Genomic DNA, 18,052 nt, shown 5'->3' on the forward strand with positions numbered 1-18,052 from the left:
TGCCACGGGGTCGCATTTTCGAGTGCTGGGCAAAGTTGAATGGACCGTCGACGGATGCCCCAGGGCCATCGGTCGACGCCGCGAGCGTCTGCTGCTGGGCTTACTGCTGCTGGAGATGGGCCGGCCGCTCCCGATGGACCGGCTGATCGACCTGCTGTCGGACGAGGACGAGCGCCCGCGGTCCCGGACCGACCTCTATGTGGACGTCTGCCGGCTGCGGGCAAGCCTTCGCCGGGGCGGGTGCGACGGGTCGGTACGACTGTCGCGGAGCGGCTCGACGTACACCCTGACCGGCGATCCCCAACTGGTGGACCTGCACCGTTTCACCCAGCTGGTCAACCGGGCCCAGCAGAGCAACGAGCCGCAGGAGGTCTCACGGCTCGCCTCGTCCGCCCTGGCCGAATGGCGTGGCGCGCTCCTGGAGGACGTCGCGTCCGAGCGGACCCGCCGAGGCATCGGCGCCGCTTTCGACGAACTGCTGATCTCGGCGCAACTGCTGCGTGTCGCGGCGGAGTTCAAACTGCGCAACTACTGGTCCCTGGCCGCGGAGCTCGCGCGCCTCACCGAGGAGTACCCGGAACACGAAATGCTTCTGGCCTTCCGCGCGGCCACACTCTACGAATGCGGCCGCCGCGCGGACGCACTGCGCGTGCTGTCCTCGGCACGAGCACAGATGACCGCCCGGCTGGGCCTGGACCTGAGCCGCGAACTCCAGGACCTGCGCCAGGCGATCCTGCGGGACGGCCCGGTGGACCTCCGCATCTTCCGGGGCGGCGCCCTGGGCGCCGCGATGTGACGCACCACCGCATCGGCGGCAGACGCCCCCGCCGGATCATCCACGACGCGAGAGATCCCGGACTTCGCGGCTATCGGGGCTGCCACGCCCGTACGAGGTCCTCCGGCCCCCAGTGCGTGGTGAGCGGCAGATCATCGGTCACCCCACAGCGGGAGACCGCGACCAGTGGAGTATCCGGGGCGGTGCCGGGGACGGCGAGCATGTCGCGCACCAAGGCGTCGTACTCATGACGGCCGAAGGGCTGGGTCTCCAGCCACTTGACCGACCCGACGAAGGACACCTGCCGGGCCACCGGCTCGCGGTCTGCACCGATGAGGTCGATCTCGGGGTTGTTCTGACGGTTCCACCAACCGCCGATGGCCTCGGTCTCGGGCCACTCATCGTTGGGCATCAGACGCAGCAAGGACTCGCGGATCAGTGGCTCGACCGCCCGCCCGCGCCAACTGGTCCATGACCGCTCGATGCGTTCCAGTGCCAAGTCACCGCGGCCTCGCTCGATGAGCGGGATCGCGCGTGCCAGGAACGCCAGCCAGAACCGCAGATACGGGTCGGCGATGCGGTAGCGCTTGTTCTTGCTGTCCGGCTTGGCCGACAGGGGGAGATCAGCAGCCAGTACTCGCTTGGCCTGCAGCGTGGCCAGCAGCGGGGAGAGCGTGCCGGACGGCAGAGCGCTGGCGCCGCCGGCCCGGGCTGCGATTGCACTGAACGTGCGCTCACCGCTGCCAACCGCTTCCAGCACGGCCCGTGAGTGCGAAGCCTCGGGGAATTCGCCCAGCAGGGACAGCTCGCCGGCCACCAGCAGGGGCGAGAGAGGATTGGCGACCGACGCCTGCAAGAAGGCTGTACGCCCCATTCCCGGCCGCCACGACTGCACGATCTCGGGGAATCCCCCAGTGATCAACTGGGCGTCGACGGCCCCAGCGGCGTCGAGTTCGGTCATGGCCTGTACGTCGGCCAGGTTCAGGGGGTGGACGGTCATTTTCGCTGCCCGACCGAAGAACGGGCGTCCGTACGACTGCAGTGCCTCCATCACCGATGTATCGCTGCCAACCAGCAGCAGAAGCACGGGCTTGGAGGACAAGTGACGGTCCCAGACAGTCTGGAGTGCGCCCTCGAATTCCTGATCCTGCTCGACCAGCCACGGCACCTCGTCGATCACCGCGATGCTGGGCGAGTCATCGGGTACCGCGAGCGCCAGAGAGCGCAGGGCCTGGTTCCAGTCCTGCGCCTGGAGGCCGGCGACCAGCTCCGCCCCAGGCAGTAGCGACTGCGCGAGCGTCGCGGCAAAGTCGGCGCGCTCCGTCACAGGGTTGCGCCCACGGGTGGCCTGAAACACCACGTACGGCGCTCCCGAGCGGTCGCAGAACTCCTGGACCAGTCGCGACTTCCCTACTCGGCGCCGGCCCGTCATGATCACAGCCCGCCCCCGAGTGGCTCCAACCGCCTCTGCCACTGTCCGGTACTGCTCAGCCAGCAGCTCAAGATCTCCGGCCCGACCTTGAAACTCCACGACGCACCCCTGAGGACAATTAACGTAGATAGATTCTTACGTAGATTGAATCTTACTTCACTCCCTCGTGAGGAAACCACGAAACGTGGCGAGAGCATCTGCCTCGGTCAGCGATGCCGACTGCGCTCTCGGACCTCATGGTCACTGGTGTTGCCGGAGGGCACAGCGTGACGCTCGCTGGAAGTAGCGAGCGTCGCCGGAGAATCGGTAGTAGTTGTTCGGGCCAAAGAACGCCGCACAGACGGCCTCGTCGTCGATGACGAGGCCACGGCGGTTCAGGAGCGCGACCTACTCCCCCACGGACAGGCTCGACCTCACTAGCATCCCGGAAAGAAAGAGGCCCCTCCCATTTGAGCATCGTAGAGAGGCTTGGGAGGGGGTCGATCGGCTCCAATTCAGCCGATGCGCCGAGCCGCGCACCAGCCGCCGTTCGGGTCGACCGGCTGGAGTCCCGGCTCGCCCTGCAGCCCCCAGAGGGTAGCCCGGCTACTCCTTCCCGCCCGTCCCGCCGGTTCCCGCGTGCCGGACTCATCCAGCGCGCTGCGGACTCTGCGCCGACCCCAAAGGCCGCCCAACCCACTCCACCGCAGGTCAGACGACCTTTCACTAGATCAACTACACGTTGAAGCGGAATGTCTGCGGCCCGAACCTGACCTGCGGCGGAGCCTCCTGCATGCCCCTGACCTGGTATTTCCTGGTTGGCATGCGTTGGCTCCCGACGACCATTTACGGGTGTCCTGCGGACTGGCTGCGGACTTGCCGGGGGATCCGAGGCAGCAAAATCCCTGGAGCTGTAAACCGCGTCTGAAGCGGCCGAGCTCGATGAGGGTCGTCGTGCCCGGCACCACCAGCACAGAGGCCGCCTGGAGGGCGGGCAGAGCGATGACGGCAAGCGGCTGTGGCGGCCGCCCCTTCGTGAAGACGCGAAGACGTACTTCAGTCTGGCGAGCGCCGCCGTAACGCATCGGGCGATGTCAGGCGATTGCCTGACAGGCGAGGGATGGGTCCGGTAGATCTGTGCCCGTGACTGACTCCATGCCCCCCGATGACGGCGAGCCCACTTCCCTCTGCGAGAAGGCCAAGGACTGGGTCGAGAAGGGCAAGGGCTGGGCCGAGAAGCACCCGAGGACGATCCGCTTCGTCAAAGTCGCGGGCGTGGCTGCGGGCATGGTCACTGTTGTGGTCCTCGCGCCGCGCAGCATGGAGGAAGACGCAGACGAGTTCCCCAGCTATGCCGAGGGTTCCGCAAACGCCGAGGACGTTGAGGATGCTGAGGGTGCCGCGGAAGTCGAGGGTGTCGCTGGCCAAGAGCAGCCCTTCGCCTCCGAAAGGACGAGCAGTCCTCGCGACTCCGTCAAGAACCACCTGCGGAATCTCCACCACGGCTGGAACGCCAGCGAGGAGAAGAAGGCGCAGTACAAGGAGGAGACAGGGGAAGATCTGCCTCCCGGCACCACCTGGGTCTCTCCAAAGTCCGATGCGGACGATTCCCCGGAAGGCGAGGCCCCGGGTGCGGATGATTCCCCGGAGGACGAGTACCCGGGCGAAGCAGCAGCCTGAGCGCTCAGGTGCAGGTCGCCGCGACCTCCATTCTTGTGCAGTGCCAGCGAAGGCCCTTACGTTCCGTCCCATGACCGCATCAGACGATCTACTCCGCCGGATCGAGCAGGAGCCTTCCCTTGCTGCCGCGCTCGCCTGGCCTGGCGATTTCGACGTCGAACGCCGGGACCCCATTGAGGACCTTGCCCTTCCCACCGGTATCCCCCTACACCCGATAGCCAGCTGCGGCGCCGGCGGCACGTACTTCCTGTGCGGGGAAGCCGGGGCCGAGGAGAGGCCCGTCCTGTACGCCGACTCGGAGGGCCAGGCCACACTGATCGGCGCCGACCTCGTCGAGGCCATCACACTCATCGTGGTGCTGCCCTTCTGGCGCGATCTGGCGAAGGGCTTCGCGATCAGCGAGCTCGGCTCGGACCTTCGGGCCGACCACCCGGACTTCGACGCCGAGCGCGACCGCCTTCTGCACGCCCTCGGGCTTGCCTCCATCTCCGAGGAGGAGGCTGCCGCTCGCCTGCTGGCGGTGGCTGCACGCACGGCCCCGGACTACGTGCCGCGCGTACCGGACGACGATTACCTGCCTTACAAGCTTCTGTTTCCGAGTGGCCCTGCATAACGAAGCCAGCGCTACGTCAGTACCGGGCGATGACCTGCCGCAGGTCCGTGCCCAGGAGGTCCTCCAGCGCGTGGACGCTGGCTTGCGGTAGCGGCAGCTCGCATTCTGGATCTGTGGTTACGAGGCTGTACCTGGCAAAACCCGCAGCCCAGACGTAGTCGAGGGCGTTCAAGTCCGTCTGGGCAGAGCAACAGGGCACCGTAACGGCAAGCGAGTCGAAATAGCCGTCCGGAAGGGCTGCCGTGTCCATCGCGTTGCCCCACCAGTCTTCGATGTCGGAGCCGCACACGGGGCACCGAACACCGCACCAGTTCTCCCCGGGGTCGATGAAGGCTGCGCCGGGGATGTCCCAGACGTCATAACCGCCCAGCGCTTCAGGAACCAGTTGCTGTAGCTGGGCCTGCGCAGCCTCGCTCGCGGCCGACGCAGGCGAAAAGTGCGGATCCTTGGGTATGAGGTGAAGCAGCGTGATGCTCACGCTGCCGACCAGCCGTCCAGCGAGACCTCCAAGCCGTCATTCAGGTAGTGGTGGAGGGCGCTGGCAGTGGTATCCACAAACGCCTCGGGGATGGCGTTGGCGTCGATCCAGCGGACCTGGGAGTGCTTGCGGGGTTCGCGGTTTTCGGGTTCGCCGGTCCATTCGTGGGCGGCGAAGACGACCGTGAGGAAGCCGTTGGGGGCTTCGACGCCCCAGGCGCCGTGGATGATGTGGGCGACCTTGAGGGACTCGGGCTTCACCGTGAGGCCGGTCTCCTCGTAGAGCTCGCGGACCGCGGTCTCCGTGATGGGCTCGCCCGGCTCGCTCTTGCCGACAGGGAGGTCCCACAGGCCCTGGGCGAACTTGGCGTTCTCGCTGCGCTGGAGGAGGACGACGCGGTTGGTGGCCTTGTCGTGGACGATCACGGCGGCGACCAGCAGGGTCATCGATTCGAGCGCCGGCTTGAGGGCCTTCGGCTGGTCGTCGGTCTGCTGGGTCACGGTGTTCCCTTCGTCGAGCGGGTTGTTGGGCATGTCAGGCGAGGGCCTCGCGGGCGCGGCGGGCGAGATCGGCGGCGCCGGGAACGCGGCGGCGCTGGTAGATCGCGAGCGTGGAGCGGATCGAGGTGATCGCCTCGCGGGTGCGGTCGGAGGTCATGCCCTCCATGAGGGCGAGGGCCTGGGTCCAGGCCGCGACCGCTTCGTCGGCACGGACCTGGGCGGCGAGGCTGTCACCGAGGTCGGCGTGGGTGAGGGCGTGGACGCGCTTGTACTTCTCCGGGTCCCAGCGGGTGAGCGCGTCGCGGTGCTGCTGTTCCGTACCGATGTGGTCGCCGAGGTCGGTCAGCGTGCGTGCGGTGTGGCTGGCCACGGTGCCAGCAGCGGGGCCGCTGACGCGGGAGAAGCTGGGCTGGGGAACGTCCTCCCGCAGGAGTGCATCTTCGGCGGCGAGGAGAGCGCGGGCGGCCAATGGGTTCTCGCCGACCGCTGCGTAGGCACGGGCGTGTGTGATGTGGAGGAGCGCTTCCGTCTGGCCGTCTACGTGGCCGAGGCCCCGGTTGAGCGCGCCTTCGACGAGGTCCACGCAGTGGCGGGGTTGCTTGAGGCTGAGGGACTGGTGGGCGAGGGCGCGCATCATCCAGGCGGCATGGCCGTGAGGGTCGGCTTCGCAGGCGAGTTGGTAGCCAACCTGGTAATAGCGCTGGGCAGCGCCTTCGTGTCCAAGGTCGTGGTGCTTCCACCCTGCAAGGTAGGCGAGTTCTGCGACGACGCCGAAGGCGGCCTGGCGTAAGGCTTCTGCAGGGAAGCGGCCGCGCAGCATGGGGGCTGCCGTGTCGGCAAGGTACGCGGTGACCGTGGTCAGGCCGTGCCCGCCACCGAGCCGTTCGTCGGCGGTGCTGAAGGCTGCCGTGATCTGCCGTACGACGTCGATGTCGTCGCCGCCGACGAGGGAGCGGGCGGTGCGGGCGCGCAGCATCCGCGAGGTGGCTTCGTGGTCGTGCAGGAGCGGCATGGCCACGCCGGCCGTGGTGAAGGCGGCGATGGCAAGGAAGCGGCGGCGCTCGACGTCTGCACGGCCGAGGTCGGTGACCGCAGTGACGGGATCGGTGTCCGGTAGAGACTCCGCGTCGGGTGAGTGGAGGCCGAGCTCGGTTCGGGTGACGACGCGGCCCAGCCGTCGGGAGAGGGCTTCCGCAAGGTACTGCCCTGTTCGGCCGGACGGCGCGCGGGCACCACCCACCCAGTGGGAGATGGCCGACTTGTTGGTCTGGAGCAGTTCGCCATTCTCGGCGGCGATGCGGCCTACGTCCTTGGCGAGCACGTCGTACGTGCACCCGGCGGCGCTGATCGTCTCGCGCAGGCGGGAGTTGGCGCTGGTCGGTGTCGGCACGATCGCCTCCGCTCCGGATCTGTAAACCGTGTATACCGCTTGACCTCGGTCACACCGTACCCACTCTGCGTAGCGGGCGGTTCACTTATCGACAGCCGCCCCGCCTCCGGGCCGGGCGGCCCCCAAATTCCGTACGCCCTAACGGGCTCGGGCATTCCTGTGCCCCGGCCCGGACGATCAGAGACGGAGACACGGTGACCACCATCGACACCACGGCCATCACGGTCGAGCTGCCCGAGGCGTTCGACCCGCGCTGGAGCCGCCTGCCCGGCATCCAGGTCGACGGCCGGCGCATCACGATCGCCCCGGCCGAGTACTTCTTCCGCTTCGAGTCCAACACCTGGCTCGTCGCCGACTGGGAGCTGGTCAAGGCCCAGCTCCTGGACGTGGACGAGACGACCGAGAGCGCGGTCGAGCAGCTCTCGCTCGACTTCATCAAGAACCACGGCGAGTCCACCTCCGACGCGGCCCGTGTGCTGGCGACGGCGTACGGGGTGTACTCGTACCTCTTCCGCGAGGAGCACCTGGCCGGCCTCAGCCTCCCGCAGATCACCGCCGACCACCTGCGGATCCTCCGTGAGGCGGCCACGCTGATGGCGCTCAACAAGGTCGAGCTGGACGGGCACGTCTCCAACGTCGGCCCGTGCTGGTTCTTCCCCGCCGCCACCTCCGTCGTCTTCGACTTGGACGAGGCGATGGGCGGAATGCTGGACGAGGTCTACCACGGCGGCTGGTTCAACGAGCACCGGCGGATCGAGTCCATCAAGGCCCACGCCGCGCTCGGCGCCCGGCTCGTGCACGGCTGCCAGTCCGTGCCGGACCAGTCCGGCGGCGTCGTCGCACCCTACGGTGCCTCGATGGCCAACTTCCGAGACGACCTGGCCGAGTTCAAGGCTGGCTGGATCGAGCAGGTCTTCGCCCACCGCGTGACCGCAGCCGAGTAACCCCGTCCCCGTACGGCTCCGGGGCGGGCCAGCTCGCGCACTCCCGCCCCGGAGCCCACCAGCCCCTGGAGCCCTCCATGGACCAGAGCCTGTCCGCCACCCTGCTGGACGACCTGTGCACCCTCGTCGGCAAGCCCTTCCCCGACCGTGCCGAGATTCGTGTCTGGGGCATGTCCGGCGTCGAACGCGTCACCTTCCCCGACGGCACCACGGCCGTTTTCAAGTACGCCAAGGAGCCCTTCGACCGCGAGGCCCAGGCCCTGCGGGTGGCATACCAGCGCGGGCTCCCGGTCCCCGCGCTCCACGCCACCGCGATGCAGGACAAGTGGCTCGGGATGCTCATGGACGACCTCGGCACCCCTGTACGGGACGCCGACGACCTCGACGGTGTCGCCGCCGCCGTCATGCTCCATGCCGCCCGCCCTGCGGGCGGTCTACCCCTCCTCGACGGGGCGGGCCTCGCAGCCCTGCCCGGCCGAGCCCTCGATCACCTCCAGCAGCTGTGGAAAGCCGACCGATGGACAGACTGCGACGACATCGAGACCACGCTGGGGAAGATCTCTGCCGCGGCCGAGACTCGCGTCCAAGGGGCGACACTCGACCCGTTCGGCTGGGTCCACTCCGAGTTCCACCCCACGAGCATCCACATCGGGGAACACGGCTGGCACCTCCTCGACTTCGCCCGCGCCTTCACCGGCCCCGGCCTGATCGACCTCGCCTCCTACCATGGCACCACCGACGTGCCGAGCCTATTCCGAATGCGGGTGCTCCTGGAGCAGTACGTCACCGCAGGCGGTCATGAGGACGCCCTCGCCGCCCGGGGCGGCCTGGCCGCCGAGGCGTGGGCACTGGGCTGGCACCGCATGTGGGCCGTGGAGTGGTTCATGGAGCAGGCCATCCGCTGGATCGACGACCCGGCCAAGGACCCCGCGTACATCCCCGTCGTCCGCCGCCACCTGAACGACGTGGTCCAACTCCTGGAGGTCTAGGTGCTCGCCCAGGTCTCCCCCTGGTACGCCCACGCAGCCCAGCGCACAGCCTCTGCCCCCGCGCACGCCATCACCGCGCCTGCCCGGATGGAATGGAGCACCCACGCGGGCATCGGACCCGGTGCCGAGGTCCTGGGACGGGACCTGTGCGGCAAACGTGTCCTGGAGCTGGGCTGCGGACCCGGCCACAACGTGGCCCACCTCGCGAAGCACCACCAGGCCCGCGTCACCGGCGTGGACCTGGTCGGCCTCCAGGTACGCCGGGCCCGCTCTCACTACGGCCACATCGACGGCGCCACGTTCGCCGCCGGCCACGCACTGCACCACCTGCAGGCCACCGACCAGACCTTCGACGCGATCTACTCCGTCTTCGGCGCCGTCGGCCTCGTCGCCCCCGAGCTCCTCCTTACCGCCGTTTCCCGACGCCTGAAGCCTGGCGGTGTCCTGGCCTTCTCCGTCCCCCACCCGGCACGGGCCGGAAGACATCCATCCGCGGACGACCGTCCGCGCGAGGACTACGTCACCATGCCCGACCGCACCCGACTGCCCCTCGCCCGATGGGAGTTCGACGCCCGCCGCTGGGGAGCCCACCTCTCCCGGACCGGCCTGCGCATCACCTCGGTGTTGGAGCTGCAGCACCCGCGCCGCGACCCGTGGCCCACCACCCTGCTGATCATCGCCCGCAAACGCTGACCAATGGAGGCAACGATGCCCCTGCCCTACCTCCTACTGGACATTGACGGCGTCCTCATACCGTTCCCGGCGGCTGACGGCAGCACCCCGCCCACCCACGTCCGCCACACCGTCCGGCCCGCGGGCCGCGGCCCCGACGACCCAGTGCCCATCTGGCTCGACCCCGCCCATGGCCCGCTGCTCACCAGCTTTCTGGCCAGCGGTCTCGTCGCCCCCGCGTGGTGCACGAGCTGGCGCAAGGACGCCAGCACCATCGTCGGGCCGCTCCTCGGACTGCCGGAGTTCCAGTACCTCGATCTTCCCCGCCCCCGAATCACCACCAGCCACCCCAACGGCTGCCTGTGGAAGCGCGACCACGTCGAACCGTGGCTGGAGGAATCGGCGGTCGCCTGGGTCGACGACGACTTCTCCGAGCTCGACCACACCTGGGCCGCCGAACGGACCACTCGCGGCCACCCGACGCTACTTGTCCAACCGGATCCGTACGTCGGCCTTACGGCGGCCCACGTCCTGACAGTCCAGGAATGGGCCTCGACACAGGGGACGGCAATGAGATCTCCGGCAGCGGAGCATAAAGGCCAGGCTGGTCAAAGCCGTCTATGAAGCGGCAGCCGCCCAGCATATGAGTCCTACCGAAAACCCAGCACGGAAGGGGGAGCTGGAGTGATGGGAGGTGAAGGGGCGCAGGCTCCCAGCACCATCCCAGTACGGGAAAAACCAGGGGTCCGACTCCAAGGAATCGGACCCCTTCTGGCCTGCACGTCTACCAGACCGCCAACGTGGTGTTATTTCCTCCGGTCACACGTTGAAGCGGAACTCCACCACGTCCCCGTCCTGCATCACATAGTCCTTGCCCTCCATGCGGGCCTTGCCCTTGGCGCGGGCCTCGGCGACCGAGCCGGTTTCGACCAGGTCCTCGAAGGAGACGATCTCCGCCTTGATGAAGCCCTTCTGGAAGTCGGTGTGGATCACACCGGCCGCCTCGGGGGCCGTGGCGCCCTTCTTGATCGTCCAGGCGCGGGCTTCCTTGGGGCCTGCGGTGAGGTAGGTCTGCAGGCCCAGGGTGTCGAAGCCGACGCGGCCGAGGGTGGCGAGGCCCGGCTCCTCCTGGCCCATGGACTGGAGGAGTTCGAGGGCCTCGTCGTCGTCGAGCTCGATCAGTTCGGACTCGATCTTGGCGTTGAGGAAGATCGCCTCGGCGGGGGCGACCAGGGCGCGCTGCTCGTCCTTGAAGTCCTCGTCGACCAGCTCGTCCTCGTCGACGTTGAAGACGTAGAGGAAGGGCTTGGTGGTCAGGAGGTGCAGCTCGTGGAGGAGCCTGCCCTTCTCGGTGCCCGCGGTGATGCCCGCGGCGAAGAGGGTCTGGCCCGACTCCAGGATCTTCTGGGCCTCCTCGACCGCGGCGAGGACCGCGACCTTCTCCTTCTGGAGGCGGGACTCCTTGGTGAGGCGCGGGACGGCCTTCTCGACGGACTGGAGGTCGGCGAGGATCAGCTCGGTGTTGATCGTCTCGATGTCGTCCTTGGGCGAGACCTTGCCGTCGACGTGGACGACGTTCTCGTCCTTGAAGGCACGGATGACCTGGCAGATCGCGTCGGACTCGCGGATGTTCGCGAGGAACTTGTTGCCCAGGCCCTCGCCCTCCGAGGCGCCGCGGACGATGCCGGCGATGTCGACGAAGTCGACCGTCGCGGGGAGCAGCCGCTGGGAGCCGAAGATCTCGGCCAGCTTGTTCAGGCGGGCGTCCGGAACGCCGACGACGCCGACGTTCGGCTCGATCGTGGCGAACGGGTAGTTGGCCGCCAGCACGTCGTTCTTGGTCAGGGCGTTGAACAGGGTCGACTTGCCGACATTCGGCAGGCCGACGATTCCGATCGTGAGCGACACGTTGGCGACTTCCTGAGGAGTGAGGCGGTGGGCGGGAACGCTGCGGGCCCGGGTGGGCCGATTCTCCAGTTTACGGGCGGGTGCAACCGGGTACCCACGGGTCCGGTCGGGCGCCGGTCCGGTTCCCGTTCGGCCGTGTGGCATCGAACTCATCCCCTAGGTCGACCAAAGGGCGTGTCCCGCACCTGTTTCCTGCCGCCCGGCGACCTACGTTGTCCCGGTGGAGCAGCACAGGACACGTCCCCCGCAGCGCAGGCAGTCACGCCAGGCCCCGCTGTCCCCGCAGGGCACCATCGAGGAGACCGCGGCCGTCTACCGGGTGGTGAGCGCGCCGGAAGGCCGCTCCCGTCCGGTGCCGCCCGTCGTGCTCGCGCTGCGCAGGCTGCCCAATCCCCGGCTGACCGGCGTCGGGGCCGGGCTCTTCGCCGCGGCGACCATGTTCGTGATCGCCTGCCTCGACCTGGTGGCCCTGGACGGTTCGCCGGTGGTCTTCGGCGTGCTGTTCCTGCCGGTCTGCGCGCTGACCGCGCTGTGGGTGCGGCCCGCGGACCTGGTGACCGCGCCGATCATCGTGCCGATCGCGTTCGCCGTCGGGGTCGTACCGATCGCCGGTGGTACGGGCGGCTTCGGCGGCCGGACCATGGCGGTCGTCACCGCGCTCGCCGTGCACGCCGGGTGGCTGTACGGCGGGACGCTGATCGCCGGGCTCATCGCGACCGTACGGAAGGTACGGCTGATGCGTCAGCGTCAGCGCCGCACACCGCTCGCCGGGCAGTCGGCGCGCCCCTCCTCGCGGGGACCGCGCCGCCCGCGGCGGTGAAGAGCGGTCCCCGGTGCTGTCCCGTGATCCCCGGGGCTGTCCCGTGACACCCGGGGCGCGTGCGGCGACGGCCCTCAGCGGCTCGCGGCCGCCATCGCGGCGCCCACGATTCCCGCGTTGTTCTGCAGCTCCGCCGGCACCATCTCGGCCCGTACGTGCTCGATCAGGGGCAGGAACTTGTCGGCCTTGCGGCTGACCCCGCCGCCGATGATGAAGAGCTCGGGCGAGAACAGCATCTCCACATGGGTCAGGTACTTCTGCACCCGGTGCGCCCAGTGGTGCCAGCTCAGCTCCTCGTCCTCCTTGGCCTTGGTGGAGGCGTGCTTCTCCGCGTCGTGGCCGTTCAGCTCCAAATGGCCCAGCTCGGTGTTGGGGACGAGCCGGCCGTCGACGAAGACGGCGCTGCCGATGCCCGTACCGAGCGTCAGCATGATCACGGTGCCCTTGCGGCCCCGGCCCGCGCCGAACGTCATCTCGGCGACACCGGCCGCGTCCGCGTCGTTCAGCACGGTGACGGGGAGGTTCAGCCGGTCGCCGAGGAGGCCCCGGGCGTCCGTGTCGACCCAGCCCTTGTCGACATTGGCCGCGGTACGGGTGACGCCGCCGGTGACGACGCCCGGGAAGGTGACGCCGACCGGGCCGGACCAGTCGAAATGGCCGACGACCTCGGCCACGCACTCGACCACGTCCTTGGGCGTGGCCGGGTGCGGTGTCAGTACTTTGTGGCGCTCCTGCGCCAGGTCTCCGCGGTCCAGGTCCACGGGAGCGCCCTTGATCCCGGATCCGCCGATGTCCACGCCGAAGATCTGCATGCAGTCCACGGTACGGGCAGGCCGCCCGGCCCACTTCCCGAAAGCGGAACGTCCCTGCGCCCGGGGCTACTGCTCCGAGAGCGCGGCGGCCTCGGCGCGCAGATCGCGGCGGAGCTCCTTGGGCAGCGAGAAGATGATGGACTCCTCGGCCGCCTTCACGATCTCCACGTCCTCGAAACCGCGCTCGGCCAGCCAGGCGAGGACGCCGTCGACCAGCACCTCGGGAACCGACGCCCCGGAGGTGACGCCGACCGTGGAGACACCCTCCAGCCAGGCCTCGTCGATCTCTTCGGCGAAGTCGACCAGATGGGCGTCGTTCGCGCCGGCGCCGAGGGCGACCTCGACCAGGCGGACGGAGTTGGAGGAGTTCTTGGAGCCGACGACGATCACGAGGTCGGCGTCCTCGCCCATCTGCTTCACCGCGATCTGGCGGTTCTGCGTGGCGTAGCAGATGTCGTCGCTGGGCGGCGAGATCAGGAGCGGGAACTTCTTCTTGAGCGCGCCGACCGTCTCCATCGTCTCGTCGACGGAGAGCGTGGTCTGGGAGAGCCAGACGACCTTGGACGGGTCGCGCACCTCGACCCCGGCGACGTCCTCGGGGCCGTCGACCAGCGTGATGTGGTCGGGGGCCTCGCCGGAGGTGCCGATGACCTCCTCGTGGCCCTCGTGGCCGATCAGGAGGATGTCGAAGTCGTCCTGCGCGAAGCGGACGGCTTCCTTGTGGACCTTGGTGACCAGGGGGCAGGTCGCGTCGATCGTGGCGAGCTTCCGCTCGGCCGCCTCCTGGTGCACGGTCGGCGCGACGCCGTGTGCGGAGAACATCACGATCGAGCCCTCGGGGACCTCCGCCGTCTCCTCGACGAAGATCGCGCCCTTCTTCTCCAGGGTCTGTACGACGTACTTGTTGTGGACGATCTCGTGGCGTACGTAGACCGGGGAGCCGTACTGCTCCAGGGCTTTCTCCACGGCGATCACGGCACGGTCCACGCCCGCGCAGTAGCCACGGGGAGCGGCGAGCAGGACGCGGCGAGGTGTCGTAGCAGTCATGCGCCCCATCGTAAGGCCGAGTCGAACGCGCGGAAGATCGGCCGGGTGGCGAGACTGATCCGGACGCGGTCCGGCGGAACTGATTCGCACGCGGTCCGGCGCGACTGTTCCGTATCCGGTCCGGCGGGACTGATCCGTACGCGACTCCCAGGGAGGGCTCATGTCGGAGAGCGGCAGCGGTGGGGGCGCGGAGACGGCGGAGACGGCGGGGGCTACGGGGGCGCACCAGGAGAGCGGGAGGCTGCGGCGGACGCTCGGTTTCCGGGATCTGGTGGTCTACGGGCTGCTGTTCATCGCGCCGATGGCGCCCGTCGGGGTGTTCGGCACGCTCGACGCGAAGTCGGACGGCGCCGTCGCGCTGGTCTATGTGGCGGCGACGGTGGTGATGGCGTTCACGGCGTTCAGCTACGCCCAGATGGTGCGGGTCGTCCCGCTGGCGGGTTCGGTCTTCGCGTACGCGCGCAAGGGGCTCGGGGAGGGGGCGGGGTTCATCGCCGGGTGGATGGCGATGCTCGACTATCTGCTGATCCCCGCGGTCGCCTATCTCTTCTCCGGGATCGCGCTGAACGCACTGGTGCCGTCGGTGTCGCAGTGGGTGTGGACGGCGCTCGCCGTCGTCGTCACCACGCTGCTCAACCTCTGGGGTGTGCGGGCCGCCGCCCGGGTCGGTTTCGCGGTGCTGGCGATGGAGATCGTGGTGCTGCTGGTGTTCCTGGTGTCGGCGGTGGTGGTGCTCGTACAGGACGGGGCGCAGCGCGGCTGGCTGACTCCGCTCACCGGTGATTCCGGTTTCTCCACGTCGGCGGTGCTGGGGGCGGTGTCGGTGGCGGTGCTGTCGTATCTGGGCTTCGACGCGATCGCCACGTTCGCGGAGGAGGTGACCGGGGGCTCGGCGAAGGTGGCGCGGGCGCTGCTGTTCTGTCTGGTGCTCGCGGGTGTGCTGTTCGTGGCGCAGGCGTATCTGGCGGCGCTGCTCGAACCGATGACATCGGCGGAGCTGGCCGCCGATCCGGCCGCGCAGGGGTCGGCGTTCTACGACACGGTGGACTCGGCGGTCGGGGGCTGGCTGCACGATCTGGTGGCGGTGAGCAAGGCGATCGGGGCGGCCTTCGCGGCGCTGGCCGGGCAGGCCGCCGCGGGCCGGCTGCTCTTCGCGATGGCCAGGGAACGGCGGCTGCCCCGGGTGCTCGCCCGGGTCGACCCGGGGTCCGGGGTGCCGCGGCTCGCGATCCTGCTGGCCGCGACGGTGACGCTGATCGCCGCGGTGTGGGCGGCCCGGCGCGCCGACGGGCTGGACCGTCTGGTGTCGGTCGTCGACATCGGGGCGCTGACGGCCTTCGTGCTGCTGCACGCGTCGGTGGTCGGCTGGTTCGCCGTACGCCGGATGGCGGGGCCGCCGAGCTGGTGGCGGCACGTGCTGGTGCCGGTGGTGGGTGCGGGGGTGCTGATCGCGGTGATCGTGGAGGCGACCCGGAGCGCCCAGGTGGTGGGGGTGTGCTGGTTCGGGGTGGGGCTGGTGGTGCTGGCGTTGCAGTGGGGACGGCGTACGGCCTGAGCTCGGGGAGCGGCCGGACCGTGCTTCGTCATGGCGGCCCGATTGTTGGCGGGGACGGCGTACGGCCCGAGAAGGAAGGGACCGGACCGGCCTTCCTCATGGCGGCCTGATTGTCGGCGGGGGCGGATACGCTCGCTCGCATGGCTCTTCAGACATCCGCGGAAGCTCCGCTGCCCGTAGGCGATGTGTCGCGGCTCATCGGGGGCTGGATCGACCGGCTCGGTGCGGTCTGGGTCGAGGGGCAGATCACCCAGCTGTCGCGGCGGCCGGGCGCCGGGGTGGTGTTCCTGACGCTGCGCGACCCGTCGCAGGACATCTCGGTGAGCGTGACGTGCTTCCGGCAGGTCTTCGACCGGATCGCCGACGTGGTGACGGAGGGGGCGCGGGTCGTCGTCCTGGCGAAGCCCGAGTGGTACGCGCCGCGCGGCCAGCTGTCCCTGCGGGCCACGGAGATACGGCCGGTCGGCATCGGCGAGCTGCTGGTCCGGCTGGAGCAGCTGAAGAAGTCGCTGGCCTCCGAAGGGCTCTTCGCGCTCGACCGGAAGAAGCCGCTGCCGTTCCTGCCGCAGCTGATCGGTCTGGTCTGCGGGCGGGCGTCGGCGGCCGAGCGCGATGTGCTGGAGAACGCCCGGCGGCGGTGGCCCGCGGTCCGCTTCGAGGTGCGCAACGCGGCGGTGCAGGGTGTGCACGCGGTGAATCAGGTGGTCCAGGCGGTGAAGGAGCTGGACGACCTCCCGGACGTCGACGTGATCGTGGTGGCGCGGGGCGGCGGCAGTGTGGAGGATCTGCTGCCGTTCTCGGACGAGCAGCTGATCCGGACGGTGGCCGCCTGCCGCACACCGGTGGTGTCGGCGATCGGGCACGAGCCGGACTCCCCGCTGCTCGACCTGGTCGCGGACCTGCGCGCCTCCACGCCGACGGACGCGGCGAAGAAGGTCGTGCCGGACGTGGGCGAGGAGCTGGACCGGGTGGGGCAGCTGCGTGACCGTGCGCTGCGGACGGTACGGGGGCTGCTGGACCGCGAGGAGCGGGGGCTGGCGCACGCGCTGGGCCGGCCGTCCATGGAGCGCCCCCAGCGGATGGTGGACGAGCGGGCGTCGGAGATCGACGCGCTGACCGGCCGGAGCCGGCGGGTGCTGGGGCATCTGCTGGACCGGGCGGACTCGGAGCTGGCCCACACCCGGGCGCGGGTGGTCGCCCTGTCACCTGCGGCGACGCTGGAGCGCGGCTACGCGGTGCTGCAGCGGGCCGACGGCCATGTCGTACGGGATCCCGAGGACGCGGGGGCGCCGGGCGAGGTGCTCCGGGCCCGGGTCTCGGGCGGCGAGTTCGCCGTACGGGTCGGCGAGTGACCGCCCCCGAAGGTGCGGGCGGACGAGGTCAATGGCCCCCGGTGGGCCGGAACGTAGGGTGGGACGCATGACGGACGACGCGACTACGGCGGCCGGTGCCACGGGCACGCTCGGCTACGAGCAGGCCCGTGACGAGCTGATCGAGGTGGTGCGCCGCCTGGAGGCGGGCGGTACGACGCTGGAGGAGTCGCTCGCGCTCTGGGAGCGGGGCGAGGAGCTGGCGAAGGTGTGCCGGCACTGGCTGGAAGGCGCGCGCGCCCGGCTGGACGCGGCCCTGGCGGGCCCGGACGGCTCACGGGAGAGCGGCGGCACGGCGGCCGACAACGGCTGAGACTTCCGCCGGCAGTCGCCGCGGACGTTGCCACAACGATCAGGGCGACGATCGGGAGCGCTGTGGAACGAATCACTCCGCCCCACTTTAGTTGAAAGTTAACCTACCTCTCCGTTACCGTGGTCCGCGTTGCTCGATCCACGTGTACGTCCGGAAGGTAATACGCACCGATGTCCCTCGCTCTTGACCCCGCCGCCCAGGACCTCCTCTTCCGTGAGGCCCGCACCGCCAACACCTTCTCCGACGAGCCGGTGACCGATGAGCAGGTCCAGGCGATCTACGACCTGGTCAAGTACGGACCGACCGCGTTCAACCAGTCGCCGCTGCGCGTCGTCCTGGTCCGCTCCGACGACGCCCGCGCGCGTCTCGTGAAGCACATGGCCGAGGGCAACCAGCCGAAGACCTCGACCGCCCCGCTGGTCGCCATCCTGGCCACCGACAACGAGTTCCACGAGGAGCTCCCGGCCCTGCTGCCGCACTTCCCGCAGGCCAAGGACGCGTTCTTCTCCGAGCGCCCGGTCCGCGAGTCGGCCGCCGCGCTGAACGGCGCGCTGCAGGCCGCCTACTTCATCATCGGCGTCCGCGCGGCCGGCCTGGCCGCGGGCCCGATGACCGGCTACGACGCCGCGGGCATCGAGAAGGAGTTCCTGGACGGCGACCACAACGTGCTGATGGTCGTCAACATCGGCAAGCCGGGCGAGGACGCCTGGTTCCCGCGTCTGCCGCGCCTCGCCTACGACGAGGTCGTCACGACCGTCTGACCGTCGCCACGCGC

19 protein-coding genes are annotated in these 18,052 nt (G+C 69.4%); 12 read left to right on the top strand and 7 right to left on the bottom strand.

The annotated features are described in order from the left end of the window. The first annotated feature begins 22 nt into the window (after positions 1-22). Positions 23-796: an AfsR/SARP family transcriptional regulator gene (locus AB0D53_RS02235; protein WP_362438680.1), complete on the top strand. Its 774-nt coding sequence runs from the start codon at positions 23-25 to the stop codon at positions 794-796. Between the two features lie 70 nt (positions 797-866). On the opposite strand, the gene AB0D53_RS02240 is transcribed toward AB0D53_RS02235, so the two are convergent. Then, positions 867-2,306, bottom strand: a complete 1,440-nt coding sequence (locus AB0D53_RS02240; protein WP_362438683.1) for an ATP-binding protein — start codon at positions 2,304-2,306, stop codon at positions 867-869. 1,023 nt (positions 2,307-3,329) lie between these two features. On the opposite strand from AB0D53_RS02240, the gene AB0D53_RS02245 reads away from it, so the two are divergent. Together AB0D53_RS02245 and AB0D53_RS02250 are read left to right on the top strand one after the other, a co-directional pair. Further along, entirely contained in the window at positions 3,330-3,866 is a 537-nt protein-coding gene (locus tag AB0D53_RS02245) for a hypothetical protein (RefSeq protein WP_362438686.1), read from the top strand. Positions 3,867-3,936: 70 nt separating this feature from the next. Further along, a complete protein-coding gene (locus tag AB0D53_RS02250) occupies positions 3,937-4,479 on the top strand; it encodes a hypothetical protein (protein ID WP_362438689.1) in 543 nt (180 codons plus the stop codon). A gap of 16 nt (positions 4,480-4,495) precedes the next feature. Here AB0D53_RS02250 and AB0D53_RS02255 read toward each other — a convergent pair whose 3' ends face one another. Genes AB0D53_RS02255 through AB0D53_RS02265 form a run of 3 tightly spaced genes read right to left on the bottom strand, consistent with a single transcriptional unit; the run spans position 4,496 to position 6,847 of the window. Next, complete coding sequence (locus AB0D53_RS02255) at positions 4,496-4,957, bottom strand: hypothetical protein (protein WP_362438692.1); 462 nt, start codon at positions 4,955-4,957, stop codon at positions 4,496-4,498. Further along, a complete protein-coding gene (locus AB0D53_RS02260; protein WP_362438695.1) occupies positions 4,954-5,490 on the bottom strand; it encodes an NUDIX domain-containing protein in 537 nt (178 codons plus the stop codon). Before AB0D53_RS02260 ends, AB0D53_RS02255 begins: the two co-directional genes overlap by 4 nt. A 1-nt stretch (position 5,491) precedes the next feature. Next, positions 5,492-6,847, bottom strand: a complete 1,356-nt coding sequence (locus AB0D53_RS02265) for a tetratricopeptide repeat protein (RefSeq protein WP_362438698.1) — start codon at positions 6,845-6,847, stop codon at positions 5,492-5,494. 194 nt (positions 6,848-7,041) lie between these two features. Between AB0D53_RS02265 and AB0D53_RS02270 the strand changes: the two genes are divergently transcribed. From AB0D53_RS02270 to AB0D53_RS02285, 4 genes are all read left to right on the top strand, one after another. Further along, positions 7,042-7,791 carry a hypothetical protein gene (locus AB0D53_RS02270; protein WP_362438701.1) on the top strand — a complete coding sequence of 250 codons (750 nt, stop codon included), beginning with the start codon at positions 7,042-7,044 and terminating at the stop codon, positions 7,789-7,791. Between the two features lie 77 nt (positions 7,792-7,868). Next, positions 7,869-8,780: an aminoglycoside phosphotransferase family protein gene (locus AB0D53_RS02275; protein ID WP_362438704.1), complete on the top strand. Its 912-nt coding sequence runs from the start codon at positions 7,869-7,871 to the stop codon at positions 8,778-8,780. Further along, the gene (locus AB0D53_RS02280) at positions 8,781-9,473 is read left to right on the top strand and encodes a class I SAM-dependent methyltransferase (RefSeq protein WP_362438707.1); all 693 of its coding nucleotides are present in this window, start codon (positions 8,781-8,783) and stop codon (positions 9,471-9,473) included. Positions 9,474-9,488: 15 nt separating this feature from the next. Next, the gene (locus tag AB0D53_RS02285; protein WP_362438710.1) at positions 9,489-10,076 is read left to right on the top strand and encodes an HAD domain-containing protein; all 588 of its coding nucleotides are present in this window, start codon (positions 9,489-9,491) and stop codon (positions 10,074-10,076) included. A gap of 195 nt (positions 10,077-10,271) precedes the next feature. Here the strand turns inward: AB0D53_RS02285 and ychF are convergent, their stop codons facing one another. Beyond that, positions 10,272-11,360 carry a redox-regulated ATPase YchF gene (gene ychF / locus AB0D53_RS02290; protein ID WP_362438713.1) on the bottom strand — a complete coding sequence of 363 codons (1,089 nt, stop codon included), beginning with the start codon at positions 11,358-11,360 and terminating at the stop codon, positions 10,272-10,274. Positions 11,361-11,682: 322 nt separating this feature from the next. Here ychF and AB0D53_RS02295 point away from each other — a divergent pair, with 322 nt between their 5' ends. Further along, positions 11,683-12,180, top strand: coding sequence for a DUF6542 domain-containing protein (locus tag AB0D53_RS02295; protein WP_362438840.1), 498 nt, complete (start codon positions 11,683-11,685; stop codon positions 12,178-12,180). 74 nt (positions 12,181-12,254) lie between these two features. Here AB0D53_RS02295 and ppgK read toward each other — a convergent pair whose 3' ends face one another. Further along, positions 12,255-12,992 (bottom strand): polyphosphate--glucose phosphotransferase, encoded by a 738-nt coding sequence (ppgK, locus tag AB0D53_RS02300; RefSeq protein ID WP_362438716.1) that lies wholly within the window; start codon positions 12,990-12,992, stop codon positions 12,255-12,257. A gap of 66 nt (positions 12,993-13,058) precedes the next feature. Further along, a complete protein-coding gene (locus tag AB0D53_RS02305; protein WP_362438719.1) occupies positions 13,059-14,039 on the bottom strand; it encodes a 4-hydroxy-3-methylbut-2-enyl diphosphate reductase in 981 nt (326 codons plus the stop codon). 160 nt (positions 14,040-14,199) lie between these two features. Here AB0D53_RS02305 and AB0D53_RS02310 point away from each other — a divergent pair, with 160 nt between their 5' ends. The 4 genes from AB0D53_RS02310 to AB0D53_RS02325 all read left to right on the top strand — a co-directional run bounded on the left by AB0D53_RS02310 (position 14,200) and on the right by AB0D53_RS02325 (position 18,038). Continuing rightward, positions 14,200-15,594, top strand: coding sequence for an APC family permease (locus tag AB0D53_RS02310; RefSeq protein WP_362438722.1), 1,395 nt, complete (start codon positions 14,200-14,202; stop codon positions 15,592-15,594). A gap of 140 nt (positions 15,595-15,734) precedes the next feature. Next, on the top strand, positions 15,735-16,946 hold the full coding sequence (gene xseA / locus AB0D53_RS02315; protein WP_329818115.1) for an exodeoxyribonuclease VII large subunit: 1,212 nt from the start codon (positions 15,735-15,737) through the stop codon (positions 16,944-16,946). Positions 16,947-17,013: 67 nt separating this feature from the next. Then, a complete protein-coding gene (locus AB0D53_RS02320; RefSeq protein WP_329818116.1) occupies positions 17,014-17,277 on the top strand; it encodes an exodeoxyribonuclease VII small subunit in 264 nt (87 codons plus the stop codon). A gap of 170 nt (positions 17,278-17,447) precedes the next feature. Beyond that, a complete protein-coding gene (locus tag AB0D53_RS02325; RefSeq protein WP_329818117.1) occupies positions 17,448-18,038 on the top strand; it encodes a malonic semialdehyde reductase in 591 nt (196 codons plus the stop codon). The last annotated feature ends 14 nt before the right edge of the window (positions 18,039-18,052 follow it).

It is taken from the genome of Streptomyces sp. NPDC048295, from assembly GCF_040652135.1.
Taxonomy (GTDB): Bacteria; Actinomycetota; Actinomycetes; order Streptomycetales; family Streptomycetaceae; genus Streptomyces.

Bases quoted from the DNA above. Each gene is read 5' to 3' on its own strand.
- AB0D53_RS02310 (WP_362438722.1), top strand. From the start codon at position 14,200: ATGTCGGAGAGCGGCAGCGGTGGGGGCGCGGAGACGGCGGAGACGGCG.
- AB0D53_RS02305 (WP_362438719.1), bottom strand. From the start codon at position 14,039: ATGACTGCTACGACACCTCGCCGCGTCCTGCTCGCCGCTCCCCGTGGC.
- AB0D53_RS02325 (WP_329818117.1), top strand. From the start codon at position 17,448: ATGTCCCTCGCTCTTGACCCCGCCGCCCAGGACCTCCTCTTCCGTGAG.
- ppgK (WP_362438716.1), bottom strand. From the start codon at position 12,992: ATGCAGATCTTCGGCGTGGACATCGGCGGATCCGGGATCAAGGGCGCT.
- AB0D53_RS02260 (WP_362438695.1), bottom strand. From the start codon at position 5,490: ATGCCCAACAACCCGCTCGACGAAGGGAACACCGTGACCCAGCAGACC.
- xseA (WP_329818115.1), top strand. From the start codon at position 15,735: ATGGCTCTTCAGACATCCGCGGAAGCTCCGCTGCCCGTAGGCGATGTG.
- AB0D53_RS02285 (WP_362438710.1), top strand. From the start codon at position 9,489: ATGCCCCTGCCCTACCTCCTACTGGACATTGACGGCGTCCTCATACCG.
- AB0D53_RS02250 (WP_362438689.1), top strand. From the start codon at position 3,937: ATGACCGCATCAGACGATCTACTCCGCCGGATCGAGCAGGAGCCTTCC.
- AB0D53_RS02320 (WP_329818116.1), top strand. From the start codon at position 17,014: ATGACGGACGACGCGACTACGGCGGCCGGTGCCACGGGCACGCTCGGC.
- AB0D53_RS02275 (WP_362438704.1), top strand. From the start codon at position 7,869: ATGGACCAGAGCCTGTCCGCCACCCTGCTGGACGACCTGTGCACCCTC.